Annotated in this window: 12 protein-coding genes and 1 CRISPR repeat array; of the genes, 7 read left to right on the top strand and 5 right to left on the bottom strand. The window is 40.8% G+C overall.

What is annotated here, in order from left to right; all coding sequences use genetic code 11:
- Nucleotides 1–35: 35 nt before the first annotated feature.
- From CLI64_RS11020 to metK, 4 genes are all read left to right on the top strand, one after another.
- Entirely contained in the window at nt 36–1295 is a 1260-nt protein-coding gene (locus tag CLI64_RS11020; protein ID WP_103137266.1) for a hybrid sensor histidine kinase/response regulator, read from the top strand.
- Nucleotides 1296–1383: 88 nt separating this feature from the next.
- Nucleotides 1384–3081, top strand: coding sequence for a putative bifunctional diguanylate cyclase/phosphodiesterase (locus tag CLI64_RS11015; RefSeq protein WP_374703961.1), 1698 nt, complete (start codon nt 1384–1386; stop codon nt 3079–3081).
- 472 nt (nt 3082–3553) lie between these two features.
- Nucleotides 3554–6565, top strand: coding sequence for a cation-translocating P-type ATPase (locus CLI64_RS11010; protein WP_103137264.1), 3012 nt, complete (start codon nt 3554–3556; stop codon nt 6563–6565).
- 118 nt (nt 6566–6683) lie between these two features.
- Nucleotides 6684–7868 carry a methionine adenosyltransferase gene (metK, locus tag CLI64_RS11005; RefSeq protein ID WP_103137263.1) on the top strand — a complete coding sequence of 395 codons (1185 nt, stop codon included), beginning with the start codon at nt 6684–6686 and terminating at the stop codon, nt 7866–7868.
- 749 nt (nt 7869–8617) lie between these two features.
- Nucleotides 8618–9188: a CRISPR direct-repeat array (repeat unit 37 nt; unit sequence GTTAAACACCACCTTTTCCCCGCAAGGGGACGGAAAC).
- Between the two features lie 245 nt (nt 9189–9433).
- Here metK and CLI64_RS11000 read toward each other — a convergent pair.
- The gene (locus tag CLI64_RS11000) at nt 9434–10489 is read right to left on the bottom strand and encodes a hemerythrin domain-containing protein (RefSeq protein ID WP_103137262.1); all 1056 of its coding nucleotides are present in this window, start codon (nt 10487–10489) and stop codon (nt 9434–9436) included.
- A 265-nt stretch (nt 10490–10754) separates the two neighbouring features.
- Between CLI64_RS11000 and CLI64_RS10995 the strand changes: the two genes are divergently transcribed.
- From CLI64_RS10995 to CLI64_RS10985, 3 genes are all read left to right on the top strand, one after another.
- Complete coding sequence (locus CLI64_RS10995) at nt 10755–11501, top strand: DUF2993 domain-containing protein (RefSeq protein WP_103137261.1); 747 nt, start codon at nt 10755–10757, stop codon at nt 11499–11501.
- An 11-nt stretch (nt 11502–11512) separates the two neighbouring features.
- A complete protein-coding gene (locus tag CLI64_RS10990) occupies nt 11513–12073 on the top strand; it encodes a DUF2231 domain-containing protein (RefSeq protein WP_103137260.1) in 561 nt (186 codons plus the stop codon).
- A 207-nt stretch (nt 12074–12280) separates the two neighbouring features.
- On the top strand, nt 12281–12502 hold the full coding sequence (locus CLI64_RS10985) for a DUF167 domain-containing protein (protein WP_103137259.1): 222 nt from the start codon (nt 12281–12283) through the stop codon (nt 12500–12502).
- Nucleotides 12503–12587: 85 nt separating this feature from the next.
- On the opposite strand, the gene CLI64_RS10980 is transcribed toward CLI64_RS10985, so the two are convergent.
- The 4 genes from CLI64_RS10980 to CLI64_RS10965 form a co-directional block, all read right to left on the bottom strand.
- The gene (locus CLI64_RS10980) at nt 12588–13340 is read right to left on the bottom strand and encodes a DevA family ABC transporter ATP-binding protein (RefSeq protein WP_103137258.1); all 753 of its coding nucleotides are present in this window, start codon (nt 13338–13340) and stop codon (nt 12588–12590) included.
- Between the two features lie 42 nt (nt 13341–13382).
- A complete protein-coding gene (devC, locus tag CLI64_RS10975; RefSeq protein ID WP_103137257.1) occupies nt 13383–14543 on the bottom strand; it encodes an ABC transporter permease DevC in 1161 nt (386 codons plus the stop codon).
- A gap of 105 nt (nt 14544–14648) precedes the next feature.
- On the bottom strand, nt 14649–15941 hold the full coding sequence (locus tag CLI64_RS10970) for an ABC exporter membrane fusion protein (protein WP_103137256.1): 1293 nt from the start codon (nt 15939–15941) through the stop codon (nt 14649–14651).
- An 89-nt stretch (nt 15942–16030) separates the two neighbouring features.
- The gene (locus tag CLI64_RS10965) at nt 16031–16642 is read right to left on the bottom strand and encodes a TetR/AcrR family transcriptional regulator (RefSeq protein ID WP_103137255.1); all 612 of its coding nucleotides are present in this window, start codon (nt 16640–16642) and stop codon (nt 16031–16033) included.
- Between the last annotated feature and the right edge of the window lie 156 nt (nt 16643–16798).

Raw genomic sequence — 16798 nt, 5'->3', positions numbered from 1 at the left:
AATTTTGATTTACAAATTGGAGCAAACTGACCAAAATGCCACCTAAGGGATTTATATTACTTGTAGATGATAATCCTACAAATTTATCTGTTTTATCGGAAGCACTCAGTAGCGAGGGGTTAAATTTTCGGGTTGCGGTTGATGGTGAAAGTGCGATCGCGCAAGCAGAACGCAATCAACCAGAGCTAATTTTACTAGATGTACAAATGCCGGGAATTAATGGCTTTGAAACTTGTCGTCGGCTCAAAGCTAATCCGATCACCAAAAATATTCCTGTAATTTTTACCACAGCTTTAGCAGATACAGAGAGTAAAACTAAGGGCTTCTTTCTGGGTGCAGTGGATTACATACCCAAACCCTTCGCCCAAGAAGAAGTTCTGGCTAGAGTACGTGTGCATTTACGACTCAAACAACTAACGGAATCTTTAGAGCAACAAGTGCGCGATCGCACTGTGGCTTTACAGCAAACCCAAGTGCAGCTAGTGCAGCAAGAAAAGTTATCCGCTTTAGGAGAGTTAATTGCAGGGATAGCTCATGAAATGAACAATCCCATCAGCTTTATTACTAGCAATTTGCCGCCCTTGGATGAGTATATTGCCGCAGTCTGCGAAATGCTCGAACTATATGCCCAAGAGTATACTGACCCTACACCCACAATTACTGATGCCATAAAAGCATTAGATTTAGATTTTGTTTTGGAAGATATGCCCAAAATCTTGAACTCTCTCAAAGTTGGAGCTGAACGCATTCAAAATCTTTCCAATTCACTCCGCACTTTTAGCCGTTCTGATAGTGACAACAAAGCACCTGGAAACTTACACCAAGGGCTAGATAGTACGCTGATGATTTTACAACATCGTCTCAAGGATAATGGCGATCGCTCATCTATTGAAGTCATCAGAAACTATGGCAATTTACCAGAAGTTAACTGTTTTCTCGGTCAGATGAATCAAGTGTTTATGAACCTGATCGCCAATGCTATTGATGCTATTGACGAAGCTATAGCCGAGGGTAAAATCAGCAGTGCCATACCGCAGATTACCATCACCACCACTACAGATGCTCACAATATGGCCGTGATTTGCATTGCAGATAACGGCTGTGGCATTCCTGAATCTGCCCAACAACGATTGTTTGAACCGTTATTTACTACTAAACCCGTAGGTAAAGGTACGGGGCTAGGCTTATCCATAGCACATCAAATTGTTGTGGAGAAACACAAAGGCAAATTAGAAGTCAATTCCCAACCAGGTATAGGAACTGAGTTTAAAATTGCCATTCCTATCTCATCTTGAATTCTTTTGTTCCCCGTTAATACTACTTTTCTTTATCGGTATGTTTAGTAATTAAATGTTTATTGGCTGACTTAAATTAGTAATTTCCATGAACTCGAAACTTTATTTATATTCCTTCCTCGCCCAATTTCGATTACTGAAGAAAAGTTACACAGCAAAGATATTTTTAGTAGCCTTTTTAGGTACTCATGTCCCATTACTGACTTTAATCGTCAGTTTTGTAACTTCTAATTCTTATTCTTGGGAAATGGCGGTGCAAGTGCTGCTGACTGCACTGGTGGCTACATTAGTAGGTACAGTTACTACCTTATATACACTGCGGTATCTGCTAGCTCCTGTGATTGCGACATCTGCCGCTTTGCAAGAATATTTACAATCCCAAAAATTACCCAAACTGCCAACAAAATTCACCGATGAAGTGGGGACATTAATGGCAGATACCTCACAAACACTATATAAGTTAGATGAATTAATTCATCAAATTACCTACTATGACAATCTCACTGGATTACCGAATCGCGATTTATTTAGCGATCGCCTCTACAATTATGTATCCAACTCCCACAATCAGCAGCAACTCGTAGCTGTTCTAGTGTTGGGAATTGATGATTTTGTCGATATTAGTCATGGGTTAGAACCTGAGACATTAAACTTGCTCTTAAGAGCAGTAGCGCAGCGTTTAACCAGTCATCAAGAGAAGACAGACATTCTGGCTTTTTTGGGTCAAGATGAATTTGCGATCGCTCGCACGGATTTAATTTCCTTTGAGGGTGTGGTTAAACTGTCTGAGCTATTAGTGGCGATTGTAGGCAAACCCTTTAGCATCAATGGTCAACAAATTCACATCACCGCTAGTATCGGCATTACAATCAATAGTGTAGGCGAGCAAGCTAATGTAGAACAACTACTACAACAAGCTCACATGGCACTCTACCAAGCAAAACAGCAAGGGCGAGGTCAACATAAATTCTATTCTCCACAACTTAATGCTCAGTTACAAGAGCGATTAGCCTTGGAAAATGACCTACATGAAGCTTTAGAACGGGGTGAAATGATAGTTTATTATCAACCGTTGGTTGATTTACGTACCAAGGAAATCACCGCATTAGAAGCCTTAGTCCGTTGGCAGCATCCCACACGCGGTTTAGTTTCTCCTGGCCAATTTATTCCCATTGCGGAAAATAATGGCTTGATTGTTCCTATTGGTGAGTGGGTTTTGCGAACCGCCTGCGCTCAAAATCGTACTTGGCAACTAGCAGGAATCCCACCAATTCGCATCTCAGTCAATCTCTCTGCCCGACAATTTGAACAACCGAATTTAGTCGAGGTTGTCAGACAAACTTTAGCTCAAACAGGATTGTCAGCCACATATTTAGAATTGGAAGTAACAGAAAGCTTTTTGATGGGGAATGTTCAGCAGTCTATTAAAACCCTCAAACAACTGCGAGAACTAGGCGTATGGATAGCTTTGGATGACTTTGGCACTGGTTATTCTTCCCTGAATTATTTGAAGTCTTTCCCAGTCCATATGTTGAAAATTGATCGCTCATTCGTACAGGATGTTACCGTTAATCCTGAAAGTGCCGCCGTTACTAATGCTGTCATTGCTCTAGCTCAAAGCCTGCAACTGAAGATTACAGCCGAAGGTGTGGAAACTCAAGAGCAATTGAACTATTTACAAACACAAGGCTGTCAAGAAGCCCAGGGATATTACTTTGGTATTCCCTCCCCGGCGGAAAAAATCACCGACATTCTCAAGGCTAACTGTCCACAGATGGCTGCGTAGGGAATGGGGAATGGGGATATTTTTACTTTTCAGATTGGTATCTATTGAGTGAAGAATATTTTTTTTCTGTCACTTTAGGCTGATGCTAATCGCAGTCATGAAAATTAGGCTAGAGGTCAACCGATAAAGTATACGTAGTATTCCACCCCATTAATTTTGACAGCTTGCGGGTGTTCAGATCCCCGACTTTTTAAAAAAGTTGGGGATCTATAACCTGTCACAATTTGTGTGGCGGACTAGTAGTGGTGTGACCGGGCTAAAATAGCGCATTAAATCCCTCTTGTGGGATGGGCTTCTAGCCCGTCCGTTGTGGTCAAGATAACTGCAATACAAAAATTATATTTGCTGACATTTTTTCTTGATTCTTAACATCTTTCTCCGCTTAATTTCATCAGTGTTAATCATATAATCAATTAGTTAAGTATATACTTAATAAGGGCAGTTACCAGAGTTTAGGGAGTCGTGAATTGCCGTGGTAAAAGCTATACACACCAAAGTTAAAGGAAGAGCCAGATATAAAATAACAGAACTGAAGAAGTTACCAAAATTAAAGATATATTTAGAGCAGCAATTAGTCAAAAATCCGGCTATATTCCAAGCTCATGCCAATATATTAACAAGTAATTTGTTGGTAATATTTCAACGAGATTATCAGTATCAACAAATACAAGAATTAATCGAGAAAATCATCAAAAACTTTCTAGAGAATCAACCAAAAATTGATTTTAAAAGCCTCATTCAATCTCCAAGTAAAATTACTAAATCAGATACCAATATCCAAGCCCAAGAAGTAGAAAACTGGCATTTAATGCCCACTAGTAAAGTTCTCCAGACCTTCAAAACTTCCCCAGAATCAGGACTATCCAGCGCATCTGCTGCCCATAACTTGAGTAAATATGGTGCAAATGTTTTAGCAGAAACAGAATTGCGGTCTAATTTGAGCATCATTTTGCAACAGTTTCAATCTTTACCCGTGGCTTTGTTGGGTGTGGCGGCGGGAGTCTCCATATTTACGGGGGGATTGGTGGATGCTGTGGTGATTTTGGGTGTGGTGGGTTTAAATGCCATCATTGGTTATGTGACAGAAAGCCAGTCGGAAAGAATTATTAATTCCCTCAAACATCATCAGCAAACATCGGCTTGGGTATTAAGAGACAGTCAGCCAAAAGAAATACCCATTGAAGATGTAGTGGTGGGAGATATTTTGATTCTCAAACCAGGAAATTATGTAGCGGCGGATTCTCGATTGCTGACAACTGATAGCTTGAGTATTGATGAATCGGCTTTGACGGGTGAGAGTATCCCCGTTAATAAAGATACAGCCTATTTAATGGGTGAGGATGTACCATTAGGCGATCGCATCAATATGGCCTACAAAGGTACTTATATCACCGGTGGTCAAGGATTGGCGGCGGTGGTGGCGACCGGCAAATATACAGAAATGGGCAAAATTCAACAGTTAGTAGGAGAAGCCCAAGCCACGGAAACCCCCTTAGCTAGACAACTCGATGAAGTCGGCGGACAACTGGTGTTAATTAGTATGGGGATTTGCGGCCTCGTCTTTGGGATGGGTGTCTGGCGGGGATACGGTTTAGTACAGATGCTTAAATCCTCCATTTCTCTAGCTGTGGCTGCTGTTCCCGAAGGTTTACCCACCATTGCTACCACCACCTTAGCTTTAGGCATCCTAGAGATGCGGAGGAATAAAGTTTTGGTGCGGAGTTTGGCGGCGGTTGAGGCTTTAGGTTCAGTGCAGACAATTTGCATGGATAAAACCGGCACAATTACCGAAAACAAAATGTCTGTGGTAGAAATTCACGCCAATTCCCGCCAAATTCAAGTGACAGACGGGGATTTTGTGGATGGTGCAGACCAAATTAACCCTTATGCTGACGATGAACTATTAAAGCTGATTCACGTATCGGTGTTATGTAACGAAAGTGAAGTTAGCAAATCAATTGATGGTGAATATACGGTTACAGGTTCAGCCACAGAAAACGCCCTAATTTACATGGCCATTGCGGCGGGAGTTGATGCGATCGCCCTCCGAGAAAAGTATCCTCTGCTACAAACTAATTTGCGTTCAGAAAACCGTAATCTGATGAGTACCATTCACCAGACTCATAATCAACACAAGTTTGTGGCGGTGAAAGGTAGCCCTGTAGAAGTCGCACAGCTATGTCAATATCAAGTCAAAGATGGTCAACTCTTAGATTTAGACGACGAAGCCAGACGACAAATCGAAATTGAAAACGATCGCATGGCTGGTAAAGCATTACGAGTATTAGGTATAGCCTACAGCCATCTAGATGAATATCACAACGGCAACGGTAACAACCATGAATTTAATCTAACTTGGTTGGGTTTAGTAGGGATGGCAGATCCCATTAGAAAAGGTGCCAAAGCCTTAATTGCAGACTTCCATCAAGCCGGAATCGACACCGTAATGATTACTGGTGATCAAAGTCCCACAGCCTATGCGATCGCTAAAGAATTAGAATTAAATCGTGACCCCCAATTAGAAATTCTCGACTCCACCAACATCAATAACCTCACCCCCGAAGCCTTAACCGCTCTCAGCGATAAAGTAGACGTATTTGCCAGAATTAGTCCCAGCAATAAACTGCAAATCGTCCAAGCCTTGCAAGGTGCAGGAAAAGTGGTAGCGATGACAGGGGACGGAATTAACGACGCACCAGCTTTAAAAGCTGCCCAAGTAGGTGTAGCAATGGGTAAAGGCGGTACAGATGTAGCGCGTGAGGTTGCAGATATCGTCTTAGAAGACGATAGACTCGAAACCATGATTATCGCCGTCAGTCGGGGAAGGACAATTTACAACAACATTCGTAAATCAGTGCATTTCCTCCTGTCTACCAACCTCAGCGAAATTATGGTGATGACTACCGCCACCGCCGTCGGCATAGGTGAACCCCTAAACGCCATACAATTGTTGTGGTTAAACTTAGTCACAGACATTTTCCCTGGATTATCCTTAGCTTTAGAAGCACCAGAACCAGAAGTATTAAACCAACCACCCCGCAACCCCGACGAACCCATCATTAAAAATTCCGACTTGGGGCGAATTGCGTTTGAGTCAGCCATCATTTCTGCTAGTACCCTCGCCGCCTACGGCTACAGCCTCGCGAGATATGGAATGACACCCCAAGCGAGTACCATCGCCTTTATGAGTTTGACATCAGCCCAACTCCTACATACAATCAGCAGCCGTTCCGAAACCCACAGCATTTTCAGCAAAGAAAAATTACCCACCAATCCCTATTTAAATGTTGCCATTGCAGGCTCATTCGGCATTCAAATTTTAGCGATCGCCATTCCCCCACTGAGAAATCTGTTGAGAATCACCCCGATTAGCTTAGTGGATAGTGCTGTCATCGGTGCTAGTGCCGTATTGCCTTTATTAGTAAATGAAAGCACAAAAGGAGTTAAAGAACTGGCAACTCGGAGAAATATACTATCACGTTGATGGCAGGGGGGCAGGGGGCAGGGAGCAGGGGGAAAGGTAGACAAGGTAGAGTTTCTGATCTAATTCCCTATGCCCAGTCCCCAGTCCCCAGTCCCCAATTCCCAAAAGCAGGTGAATTATGAAAAAAGATTTCATGTTTACGTCAGAATCAGTGACCGAGGGGCATCCTGATAAACTGTGTGATCAAATTAGCGATGCGATCGTAGATCGTTTTTTACAACAAGACCCTTATTCCAGAGTCATTACAGAATGCGCTGTGGCTACAGGAATTGTGTTTTTGGCTGCTAGATTTGAACCAAATGCGAATGTAGATTTTACTAATATAGCCAGACAAGTTATTGATCAAGTCGGTTATACCCACAAGGAATTTAACGGTAAAACCTGTAGTGTTTTGACGAGTTTAACTGAATTACCACCTGACCAATATCACTTATTTGATGAACATAAATTATCAGATGAAGAGATAGAAAAAATTACTGTCACTAGCCAAGCCACAGTGTTTGGTTTTGCTTGTAATCAAACACCAACACTCATGCCTTTACCTATATGGTTAGCCCATAAACTAGCCAGGAAAATGACTGAAGTGAGAAATAAAAATATCTTAGATTATCTCACTCCTGATGGTAAAACCCAAGTGGGAGTCGAATATAAAAATCGTCGTCCCTACAGAATTCATAGTATTACAGTTATTGCCAGTCAAAATAAACGTAGTAAACCTGATATTCAACAATTACGAGATGATATTCGAGAAAATGTCATCGTGCCGGTTTTTGAACAGGAAGATATTAAACCCGATGCAAACACCAGAATTTTTATTAACCCCGACGGTGCATTTATCACTGGTGGCCCGGCGGTACATTCTGGTTTAACAGGTAGAAAAAACGCGATCGATACCTATGGTGAATATTCTAAACATAGCGGTTCTGCATTAAGTGGTAAAGACCCCATTAGAATCGATAGAGTGGGAGCTTATGCAGCGCGTTATGCTGCTAAAAATGTAGTCGCGGCGAATTTAGCTGATGAATGTGAAGTACAACTGAGTTATTCTATTGGGCTTTCTCGTCCTGTGAGTGTGCAAGTAGAAACTTTTGGTACTGGTAAGATATCTGATGATGAAATTACGACTTTATTAGAACAGTATTTTGATTTCCGGTTAGCAGGTATTCTGAAACAGTTTAATTTAAGACATTTACCGTCTTTGATGAAAGGTGGATTTTATCGCAAGTTAGCAGCTTATGGTCATGTAGGTAGAGATGATCTAGATTTACCTTGGGAGAAGGTGGATAAGGTTCAGTTTTTTTAGGGGATTGGGGATTGGGGACTGGGAAAGCCTGACAGGTGTAGGTTTTTGATGTGGGTATGAGTGGACACTCTCAGACAGAGTTCTAAACGTGGTTCAAATAACGAAATTTCGTTCTTAGGTAAAAAATCAAAGACTAAAATTTGAGTTTTCAACTAACGGAAAAACCCCATTTCAGCCACGTTTGTAAAATACCTACACCTGTCAGACTGGGAAAGCAGGGGAAGCAGGGGAAGCGGGGAAAGTAGACATTTGTAGGGGCGGGTTAATCAAATATCATAAACAATTAACGATGATCTCGCTGAACCCGCCCCTACCGAGTCTCATTAGCTCCAAGCATAAGCTATTTTTTGGATATAGAAGATTTTCCTAATTCACATTACTCATTACTCATTACTCAGGATTATTGACTTTTGTAAAGTTCGTTGAGTGCTTTTTAGTCGGGTTTTACTGGCTGGAGTTGATGATTTTAATAGTGTTTAGCGGTTTGTAACGGAATGTAAATTTGGCTGTAAGTTTGTCGCGCGGATTTATAAGAAGTAAGGATGAGTAAAGTTGTGTAAATAAAAGAAAAGTTTGTTTTTTCGCCTTGACTCCTGGAAGTTTTTCGTTTAAATTATTCCTAAAGCTAATTTTTAACGAAAAAAGCTTTCGAGATTTTATACTGATCCTGTAGGTTACACCTCTGTCTCCGTACCTCGGCGCAACTGAACCTTGAAAACTAAATATATCAATAGTTTCCACATGGTAGGGTTAAACACCACCTTTTCCCCGCAAGGGGACGGAAACTACCTGGTTAAGGTAGTATTGACCATTCTTATCAGAAGGTTAAACACCACCTTTTCCCCGCAAGGGGACGGAAACTTATTTAAGTTAACTCCAGGCTTTACTACACCACTACTCAAGGTTAAACACCACCTTTTCCCCGCAAGGGGACGGAAACACTCAAAATTAGTAACTCTGCAAAGAGAAATTAGGAATCTTAGTTAAACACCACCTTTTCCCCGCAAGGGGACGGAAACCCTGTATACTCACCCATTAGATTATCCAGATTGAAGTATCTAGTTAAACACCACCTTTTCCCCGCAAGGGGACGGAAACTGTCCTCTCTGATAACTTTTATGATAATGATACTTCTGAATAGTTAAACACCACCTTTTCCCCGCAAGGGGACGGAAACGTTTATGTAGGTTTCTCTCATAAGCTGCTAGAGTTAAACACCACCTTTTCCCCGCAAGGGGACGGAAACCTCCATCTTCTGAGTTAGGGAGCCAACTATTTGGTAAGTTAAACACCACCTCTTCCCCGCAAGGGGACTTACTACTGCACCAAATCAATTTTGATAGATTGCGGATGTTCAGATACCCAACTTTTTTAAAAAAGTCGGGTATCTATGACACGTAATAATTTGTGTGGCGGACTACTACCGTGTAAAGACAATCTTGAAAATTCCGCCTTCAAAGTGGTTTTGTCCGCCTAGCTCTTGGCTGTAGGATATATCCAGAAAGCCTGTCACCATAATTCGTAATTAATTACGAATTAGTAATTAGGACACTAGCACGAATGTATTAAACACCTGCACGACTGGTTTGACCACCTAATCTTTCTTGAATTTTGGCTTTAGCAGCTTTAAATTGTGTCGCTAACTGCTCACTTTGGTCAGAACTGAGATTGTTACGAATAGCTGCAAACATGGTGTTTTCTTCTTGACGAACGTGATCCATCACGATGTCTGCTAACTGTCTAACTCTATCTTTAAATTCCGAGCTAGAGGGACTCAGAGCTTTGATTTGCTCTAACATCCGCTTCATTTCTGCTTGCTCATCATACAGTTCTTGAGTATCGCTTTCACCGTAGAAGGCACGGACTCTGGGATATACAACTTCTTCTTCAGCTTCAGCGTGAGCAGTTAAATCCTTGTAAATTTGCCCAAAATACTCTTGAATCTTTTGAGCGTCGTTGCTTTGTTGGATTTCGGTGAACAGGATATTAACTTTATTGTGGTCTAAACGTAAGACATCCTGGATATTCATATCCTGTTTATCAGAACCTTGGGTAACAGCACTACCTACAGCACCGGTTAAAGCCGCCATCGCATCTTGGACGCGTCCCCAAATACCTTGATCAACTTCTTGTCCGGTGAGTTCACGCACTCCTAGAATTTCTAAAACACCTTTGAGTTGTTCTTGGTGAGCGCGGTTTTCAAAGTTAACGGTGTTCAGAGGCCCAATTGCAGCCATGACATCCGCACCAACTTTTTGTGCTGCTTTGTGAATTAGTAAACCACTCATGACTTGTTGGTGTTTCAACAATTCATGTTGGAATACTTTTTCGTAGAAGCTTAATTTAGAGCCTTGCATTAATTGGCGCAGCTTGTCTACCATTTCGCTAACTGTGTTGCGTGGCTCTTGTTGGATACCATACTGCACATTTACAGTTTCTAGAATCCCCAAATTTTTGCGATCGTCATCTAGCATAGTGCGGAAGCGATCGCTGATTTCGTTATCAGTAGATTCTCTCAAAAATAATTGCTCATTATCGATGAGCAATTGTTGAATTAATTTCATGTCTGCCAATTTAGCAGCTATAGCATTACGTTTTGTATCATCTAAAGTTGATACCATTTTGAGTTCTCCTCAAAGGTTATTCGTATGATTACTAATCTCAAATTGACACATTTAAATCTGGTATTCCTCTTTCTTTTGAACTATTAGCTTCATAACTCAAGGTAGAAATCAATGTTGGAATTTCTACACTGTTAAATTTCCACTAACAGATATATAGTTATTTATGATTTTGTCTGTCGCTAGATAGATAAAATCTGCATATTTATTAATTAAATTGTCTCAAGGATGGAACAAAGCCATTTAAAACGGAGCTTCATTGATAATGGTAGAGGGTTCTGGGATAGGAGAGCAGGCTTTAAATAAAGCAGCAGAAATTGGTTTATCTAGCCAATTAGATGAAGTAGAAAATTTAGATGTAAATATTAAAACTGACCCCTTAAAGCTCATACAAGGCGAGGTAGAATCTGTCAATATTGCAGGTGAAGGTTTAGTCATGCAAAAAGACCTGCGAATGGAGGTCATGGAAATGGAAATTAAAAGCGTGGCTATTAATCCTTTAAGCGCAGCTTTTGGCAAAATTGAACTGACAAAACCCACAGCAGGTAAGGCGAGGGTGGTATTAACAGAAGTAGATATCAACCGCGCTTTTAACTCTGATTATGTTCGTGAGCAGATTCAAAGTCAGAAAATAAATATCAATAACAGCCTTCAGACTATTGAACCTCAAACGGTGGAATTCCGCCTCCCAGGTGAAGGGAAGGTGGCACTTAATGCCAGCATTTTATTAGTAGAAAATGGCGAAACTCACCAAGTCGCATTTACAGCCGTACCGCGTGTTAATGCTAATGGTACAACTGTAAGTCTAGAGAATGTCACCTATGGGGAAGGTGAAGAAATTTCACCAGAATTAACTCAAGCTTTGATCGCACAAACTAGCGAAATTTTGAACTTGAGTAACTTTGATTTAGAAGGCATGAGTTTGCGAGTTAAACAACTAGAAGTAGACACAGGTAAATTGACTTTGCAAGCTGAAGCGGACGTAGAACAAATTCCCTTTGCAGAAAACTAGGATTAAATATTATGGAAACCAGAGAAACCACTTCTACAACTTCATCGGCTTCTACACCATTTCCCAATATTCCCCCAGTCATCGAAAGTGACGATCGCGAATATCGTGATACAGGTGTACCAAGTACAGTTGCGATCGCGGGACACCCTCTACATCCTCTGAGTGTGATTTTTCCCATCGCCTTTTTAGCCCTAGCTTTAGGAACTGATTTCGGCTATTGGCTAACTCGTGATTTCTTTTGGGCGAGGGCTTCTTTTTGGTTAATTGGCTTGGGGTTAGCTAGCGGTGTAATCGCAGCTATTATTGGTTTAAGCGACTTTTTGCAAATTGAACGCGTCCGTAAACGTCAAGCAGGTTGGGCGCATTTGATTCTTAATGTTTCGCTTCTAGCCTTAAGTGCAGTTAATTTCCTCTTACGATTAGGGGATATTGATGGCAGAATCTTACCTTGGGGACTAATAATTTCTCTAATTGTTGGTACTCTTACTAGTATTTCCGGTTGGTTTGGTGCAGAACTTTCCTATCGCCACAAAATCGGTGTAGTTGGTGCTGGTAGTAGAAGATATCCATAATAGGAAACAGAGCAGATTTCAAATCTTCATTCCAACTTTTTAAAATGCAAGGCTAAAATCGTGCATAATCTCTAGCCTTGAGAAAATGTTTTATAAGCGCACACAATCAAAATTAATCATCCTGTCTCTATTCATTGTGGTAGGGATGGGATTTTTTTGGTTGTATTCTAGGTTAGCTATGGCTAAAATAATTACACAAATTAGGTTATGCAAAAAAAGGTGAAAGTTAAACCCAACTCCAAACAGCAAAAAATTGAAGAGCAAGCTGATGGTAGTCTAACCGTATATTTAAAATCACCACCAGTAGACGGTAAAGCTAATGAGGAATTAATTAAACTGCTAGCGGAAAAATTTGATGTACCCAAATCTCATATTAGAATTAAGTCTGGGTTAACTTCTAGACAAAAATTGATTGAAATTGAGGAATAATTATTAGCCATAAAATTTCATCATTTTTGTTGATAAGAAGACTGAGATCATCTTATCAACTTTTTATTTATTGACAAATTTCTACTTAGTGCATCTTGGCATTAATATCTACATCATCACTTTTGAGTTGACCATCTTCCATATAGATAATGCGGTCAGCAATATCTAAAATACGGTTATCGTGAGTCACCAGCAAAATTGTACAGCCTTGTTCTTTGGCTAGTTTCTGCATGAGTTCTACAACATCACGCCCAGATTTTTTATCAAGTGCGGCTGTAGGTTCATCTGCTAAGACAATTTTAGGATGACTGACTAAAGCACGGGCGATCGCTACTCGTTGTTTTTGTCCACCAGATAGACTTTCTGGATAGTAATTGACACGTTCGCCTAAGCCAACGGTTTCTAACATGGCGATCGCTTTGGCGTTGGTATCATCATTTAAATACTCATCGTGCAGTTCCAAGGACATTCTGACGTTTTCTTTCGCTGTTAAAAATGTCATCAAGTTATGCGCCTGGAATATATATCCAATCTGACGGCGTAATTTAGTCAGCTGGTTTTTACTAGCACCGCAGATTTCCTGTCCTAAAATTTTCAAACTCCCTTCCTGTGCTGAACGCAAGCCACCCATTAAGGTTAAAAGGGTAGTTTTACCTGAACCGGAAGGGCCTGTCATAATAACAATTTCCCCTGCTTGGATCTCTAAGTTAATGTCAAATAATACTTGTTTACGCAGTCCGCTTGACCCAAAGTAGTGATTGAGGTTCTGTACAGCAATCACCGGTTCAGAAATAGATGATACAGAATCAGCAACTACTGGTGTAATTTCTTGCAACATATTTTTTGGGTAACTATTGACTATTGACTGTTGACTATTGACTTAAAACACATCTGCTGGGTCAGCAGAACGTAATTTCCGCATGGCGATCGCACCCGAAACACTACACATGATAATGGTGAGAATAAATACATTAATTGCTCGATCCAATTTCATGGCAATGGGTAACATGGTTGCCGCAAAGGTGATTTGATATAGTCCAAAGGAGAGCAAATAGGCAGGAAGATATCCAAAAACAGCTAATAATAATGCCTCTTGTAATAAAGCAAAGAGTAAGTAGCGGTCTGTATAACCCATCGCTTTCAAGGTGGCGTATTCGGGTAAGTGGTCAGATACATCTGAATAAAGAATCTGATACACAATCACAATCCCGACAATAAAGCCGACTCCCACACCCAAGCCGAAAATAAACCCAATCCCTGTACCTGTAGCCCAGTATTGTTTTTCCGTTTGGGCAAAACCTTCTGGTGTTAGAACTTTGACATCATTGGGTAAACCTGCGGCTAGTTGCGATCGCACTTTTTCAGGATCTGCACCAGGTTTTAAGGTAATTAACCCTACTTCTATCCTGTCGGCTTTCCGTTCGGGAAATATTCTTAAAAATGTGGAATCACTAGCGATGACATTACCATCAGCCGCAAAGGATGCACCATTACTAAATACACCTTTGACATCGATGGCTACGTTATTGAGTTCTGTCTGAAAATTACCTGTTTTTTTGAAGATATCGCCAACTGCACCGTATTCTGGACGACCTGCTTGATCAAATAAAACCTGATTTAACGGTTTGAGTGCATTCAGGTTGTTGTTGACTTCAGGAAACTTAAACGCGGATGTCGCTGGATCAATCCCCCAAACTAAAATAGCCCTATCTTGTCGCGTTTCGGGATTCCGCCATTGTCCTGTACTAATATACAAAGGACTAACTGATTGTACGCCTTCATAACCTAGTGCTTGATACAGTCTCTCTCTAGAAAAACTCTTGACGGAAAATAAGGTTTGAAATTGGGGATTAATTAACACCAAATCAGCCTGTAAATTCCGGTGGGGTTGCACAGCCGCATCAAACAGCGCGCTTTCAAATCCCAACTGAATAAACATCAACATATCAGCAAAGGTAATACCCGCCACTGCGATCGCCAGGCGCGTTTTTTCTTTCATTAATTGCCGCCAAGCAAGCGGCGTTTTACGCAACATTTTCATATTGGGGGTTGGGGATTGGGGACTTATCAATTCAAAATTCAAAATTCAAAATTAAAGAATTGATTACGAAACACTCATTACTCATTACTCATTACTCAGCACTCCTTACAACTCAATCGCTGTCTGTACTTGCAAGTTAGTTAAACCTGCAACTTTTTTACTGTCTTCTGGAGTCAGACGAATTTTGACTTCTACAACTCGGCTGTCTAGGTTTTCTCCTGGTTGATTGCTAAAGACGTTTTGGCGGTTGACTTGTAAGCCAATGTGAGAGACTTCGCCGCGTAGCTCTCCGGTGAAGGCTTGTCCGGTGATGGTTGCGGGTTGTCCTAGTTTGATTTTGCCAATATCAGATTGATAAACTTCTGCAACTGTAATCATTTGGGCGGTTTGGGCTAAGTCTGCAATGCCGTTATCGCCGATTTTTTCACCGACTCGGTTATGAATTTTGAGAATTTGACCAGCCATTGGGGCTGTAATATAAGCTGCTTCTAGTTCTGTGACGGCGCGTCTGAGTGCAGCGATCGCATCTTCTACTTCTGCTTGTGCTGCTTGCACATCTACTGGACGCACTTCGGCAATGCTGGTTAATGTGGCTTGGGCTTCGCTGACTTGTTTTCTACTGGTGGCGTTAATGCGGTTGAGTGCAACTGTGGCTTCGGATAGTTGTTTGCTGGCGGTGGCGTTAATCCGATTCAGCACTGCTTTTGCTTCGTCTAGTTGCTGTTTGGCGGTTTCTAAACTTAAGCGTTTACTATCAAAGGCTGAACTGGAAATTGCGCCTTCGGAATATAGCTGTTGATAACGCTGATATTCTGCGCTAGCGTTATTTAATTCTGCTTCTAGTTTTCTGATTGTGGCTACTTGGGCAATTCTGTCTCCTTGCCATTGTGCCTCTATTCGAGCGATGCTTTCTCTTTGTTCTATAATGTCTCCCAGCGATTGGGCTTGTAGGCGTTCAACACTGGCTTTTTGTGCCAGAATATCACCGCTTTTTGCCCCAGCTTTGACTTGATTGAGTTTGGCTTGGGCGACTCTGACTTGTTTTTCTGCTTGCAATACTGCTGTTTTTAAACGTGCATGGGAATCTAATACGGCGATAACTTGTCCTGCTTGGACTTTATCTCCCTCTTCTACTCTGATTTCGGCAATGCGATCGCCATCTAATACTAAAGGTGCGGATAGTTTAATGACTTCTGTTTCGGGTTCTAGTCTGCCGAGTGCTGTAATTTTAGGTGTGCTTTGTTCTGTTGGGACTGTGCTATCTGTTGCTACTGTTTTTCCTATTTGACCAAACTGAGAACCTGCATACACCAGAATACCTGTAGTTACAGCCGTAGCTGCTATTACTAATGTAATTAATTTTTGATTACCTGGTTTTAATAGTATTTTTTGACTCATATCCCCTCTGGTAGAAAATTAATTTTGCTGTTGATTTTTCCGTCACCAAGTATCACGAATATGGAATATCTTACGCAGAGAAAAATCTTTTAATTCCGTTGTGAAACCTCTTTTTCCCTCTTTCTGACACCTTCTTGCTGATCTAAGTAGGCAGTAATCATTTTACCTAGCAGATTACACTGCTCAACGAAATCAATCGTTTCATTACACCACAATTTTTCTAAAATTAAGCCATTTACCAAGCTCAAAACAAAAGATACTATCGCTGGATCTTGTATATTTAATAATTCACAAACTGCTTGTTTATAGTTTCTATTAGCCCGCTTAAATACATTATTGTTTCGTACTTCATTAATGTCTTGGTGCTGACAAAAATCAACCCAAATATATGTCCATTTAATAAAGTAATCTTCATTTTTGACTAAATATCTGCCCAAAGCACTCATCGCTTCTTCTATGGTTGCTACACCACTCATTTCCGCTAAGGCTGCAATTACATCTTGCTGGCTGATTTCCTCTACTAATTGCTCAAATAAAGCCTGCTTACTAGGAAAGTAGTGATACAGCGTACCGGTGGATACGTTTAAACCTTGTGCAATTTCCCTCATGGTGATCGAACCATAGCTTTTGCTGGCAAATAAATCAAAACACTTGCAGAGCATTTCTTTGCGGTATTGTTCATGATCAACAACTTTAGGCATAGTTTTTATATCGAACGCTCGTTATTTTTAGTAAACCTTAATCTTTTCCGTTCGTCAATAACTTATTAGGTCGATCGGGTCAAAAAATATAGAAAATATTTGTGTTAATTAATGCCTTGAGATTTGTGATTTACTGGCAAGTTTAATTTATGTAAA

Source organism: Nostoc sp. CENA543, from assembly GCF_002896875.1.
Classification (GTDB): Bacteria; Cyanobacteriota; Cyanobacteriia; order Cyanobacteriales; family Nostocaceae; genus Trichormus.
Note: the sequence above shows the minus strand (reverse complement) of the source record. Positions and strands in the feature narration are given on the sequence as shown.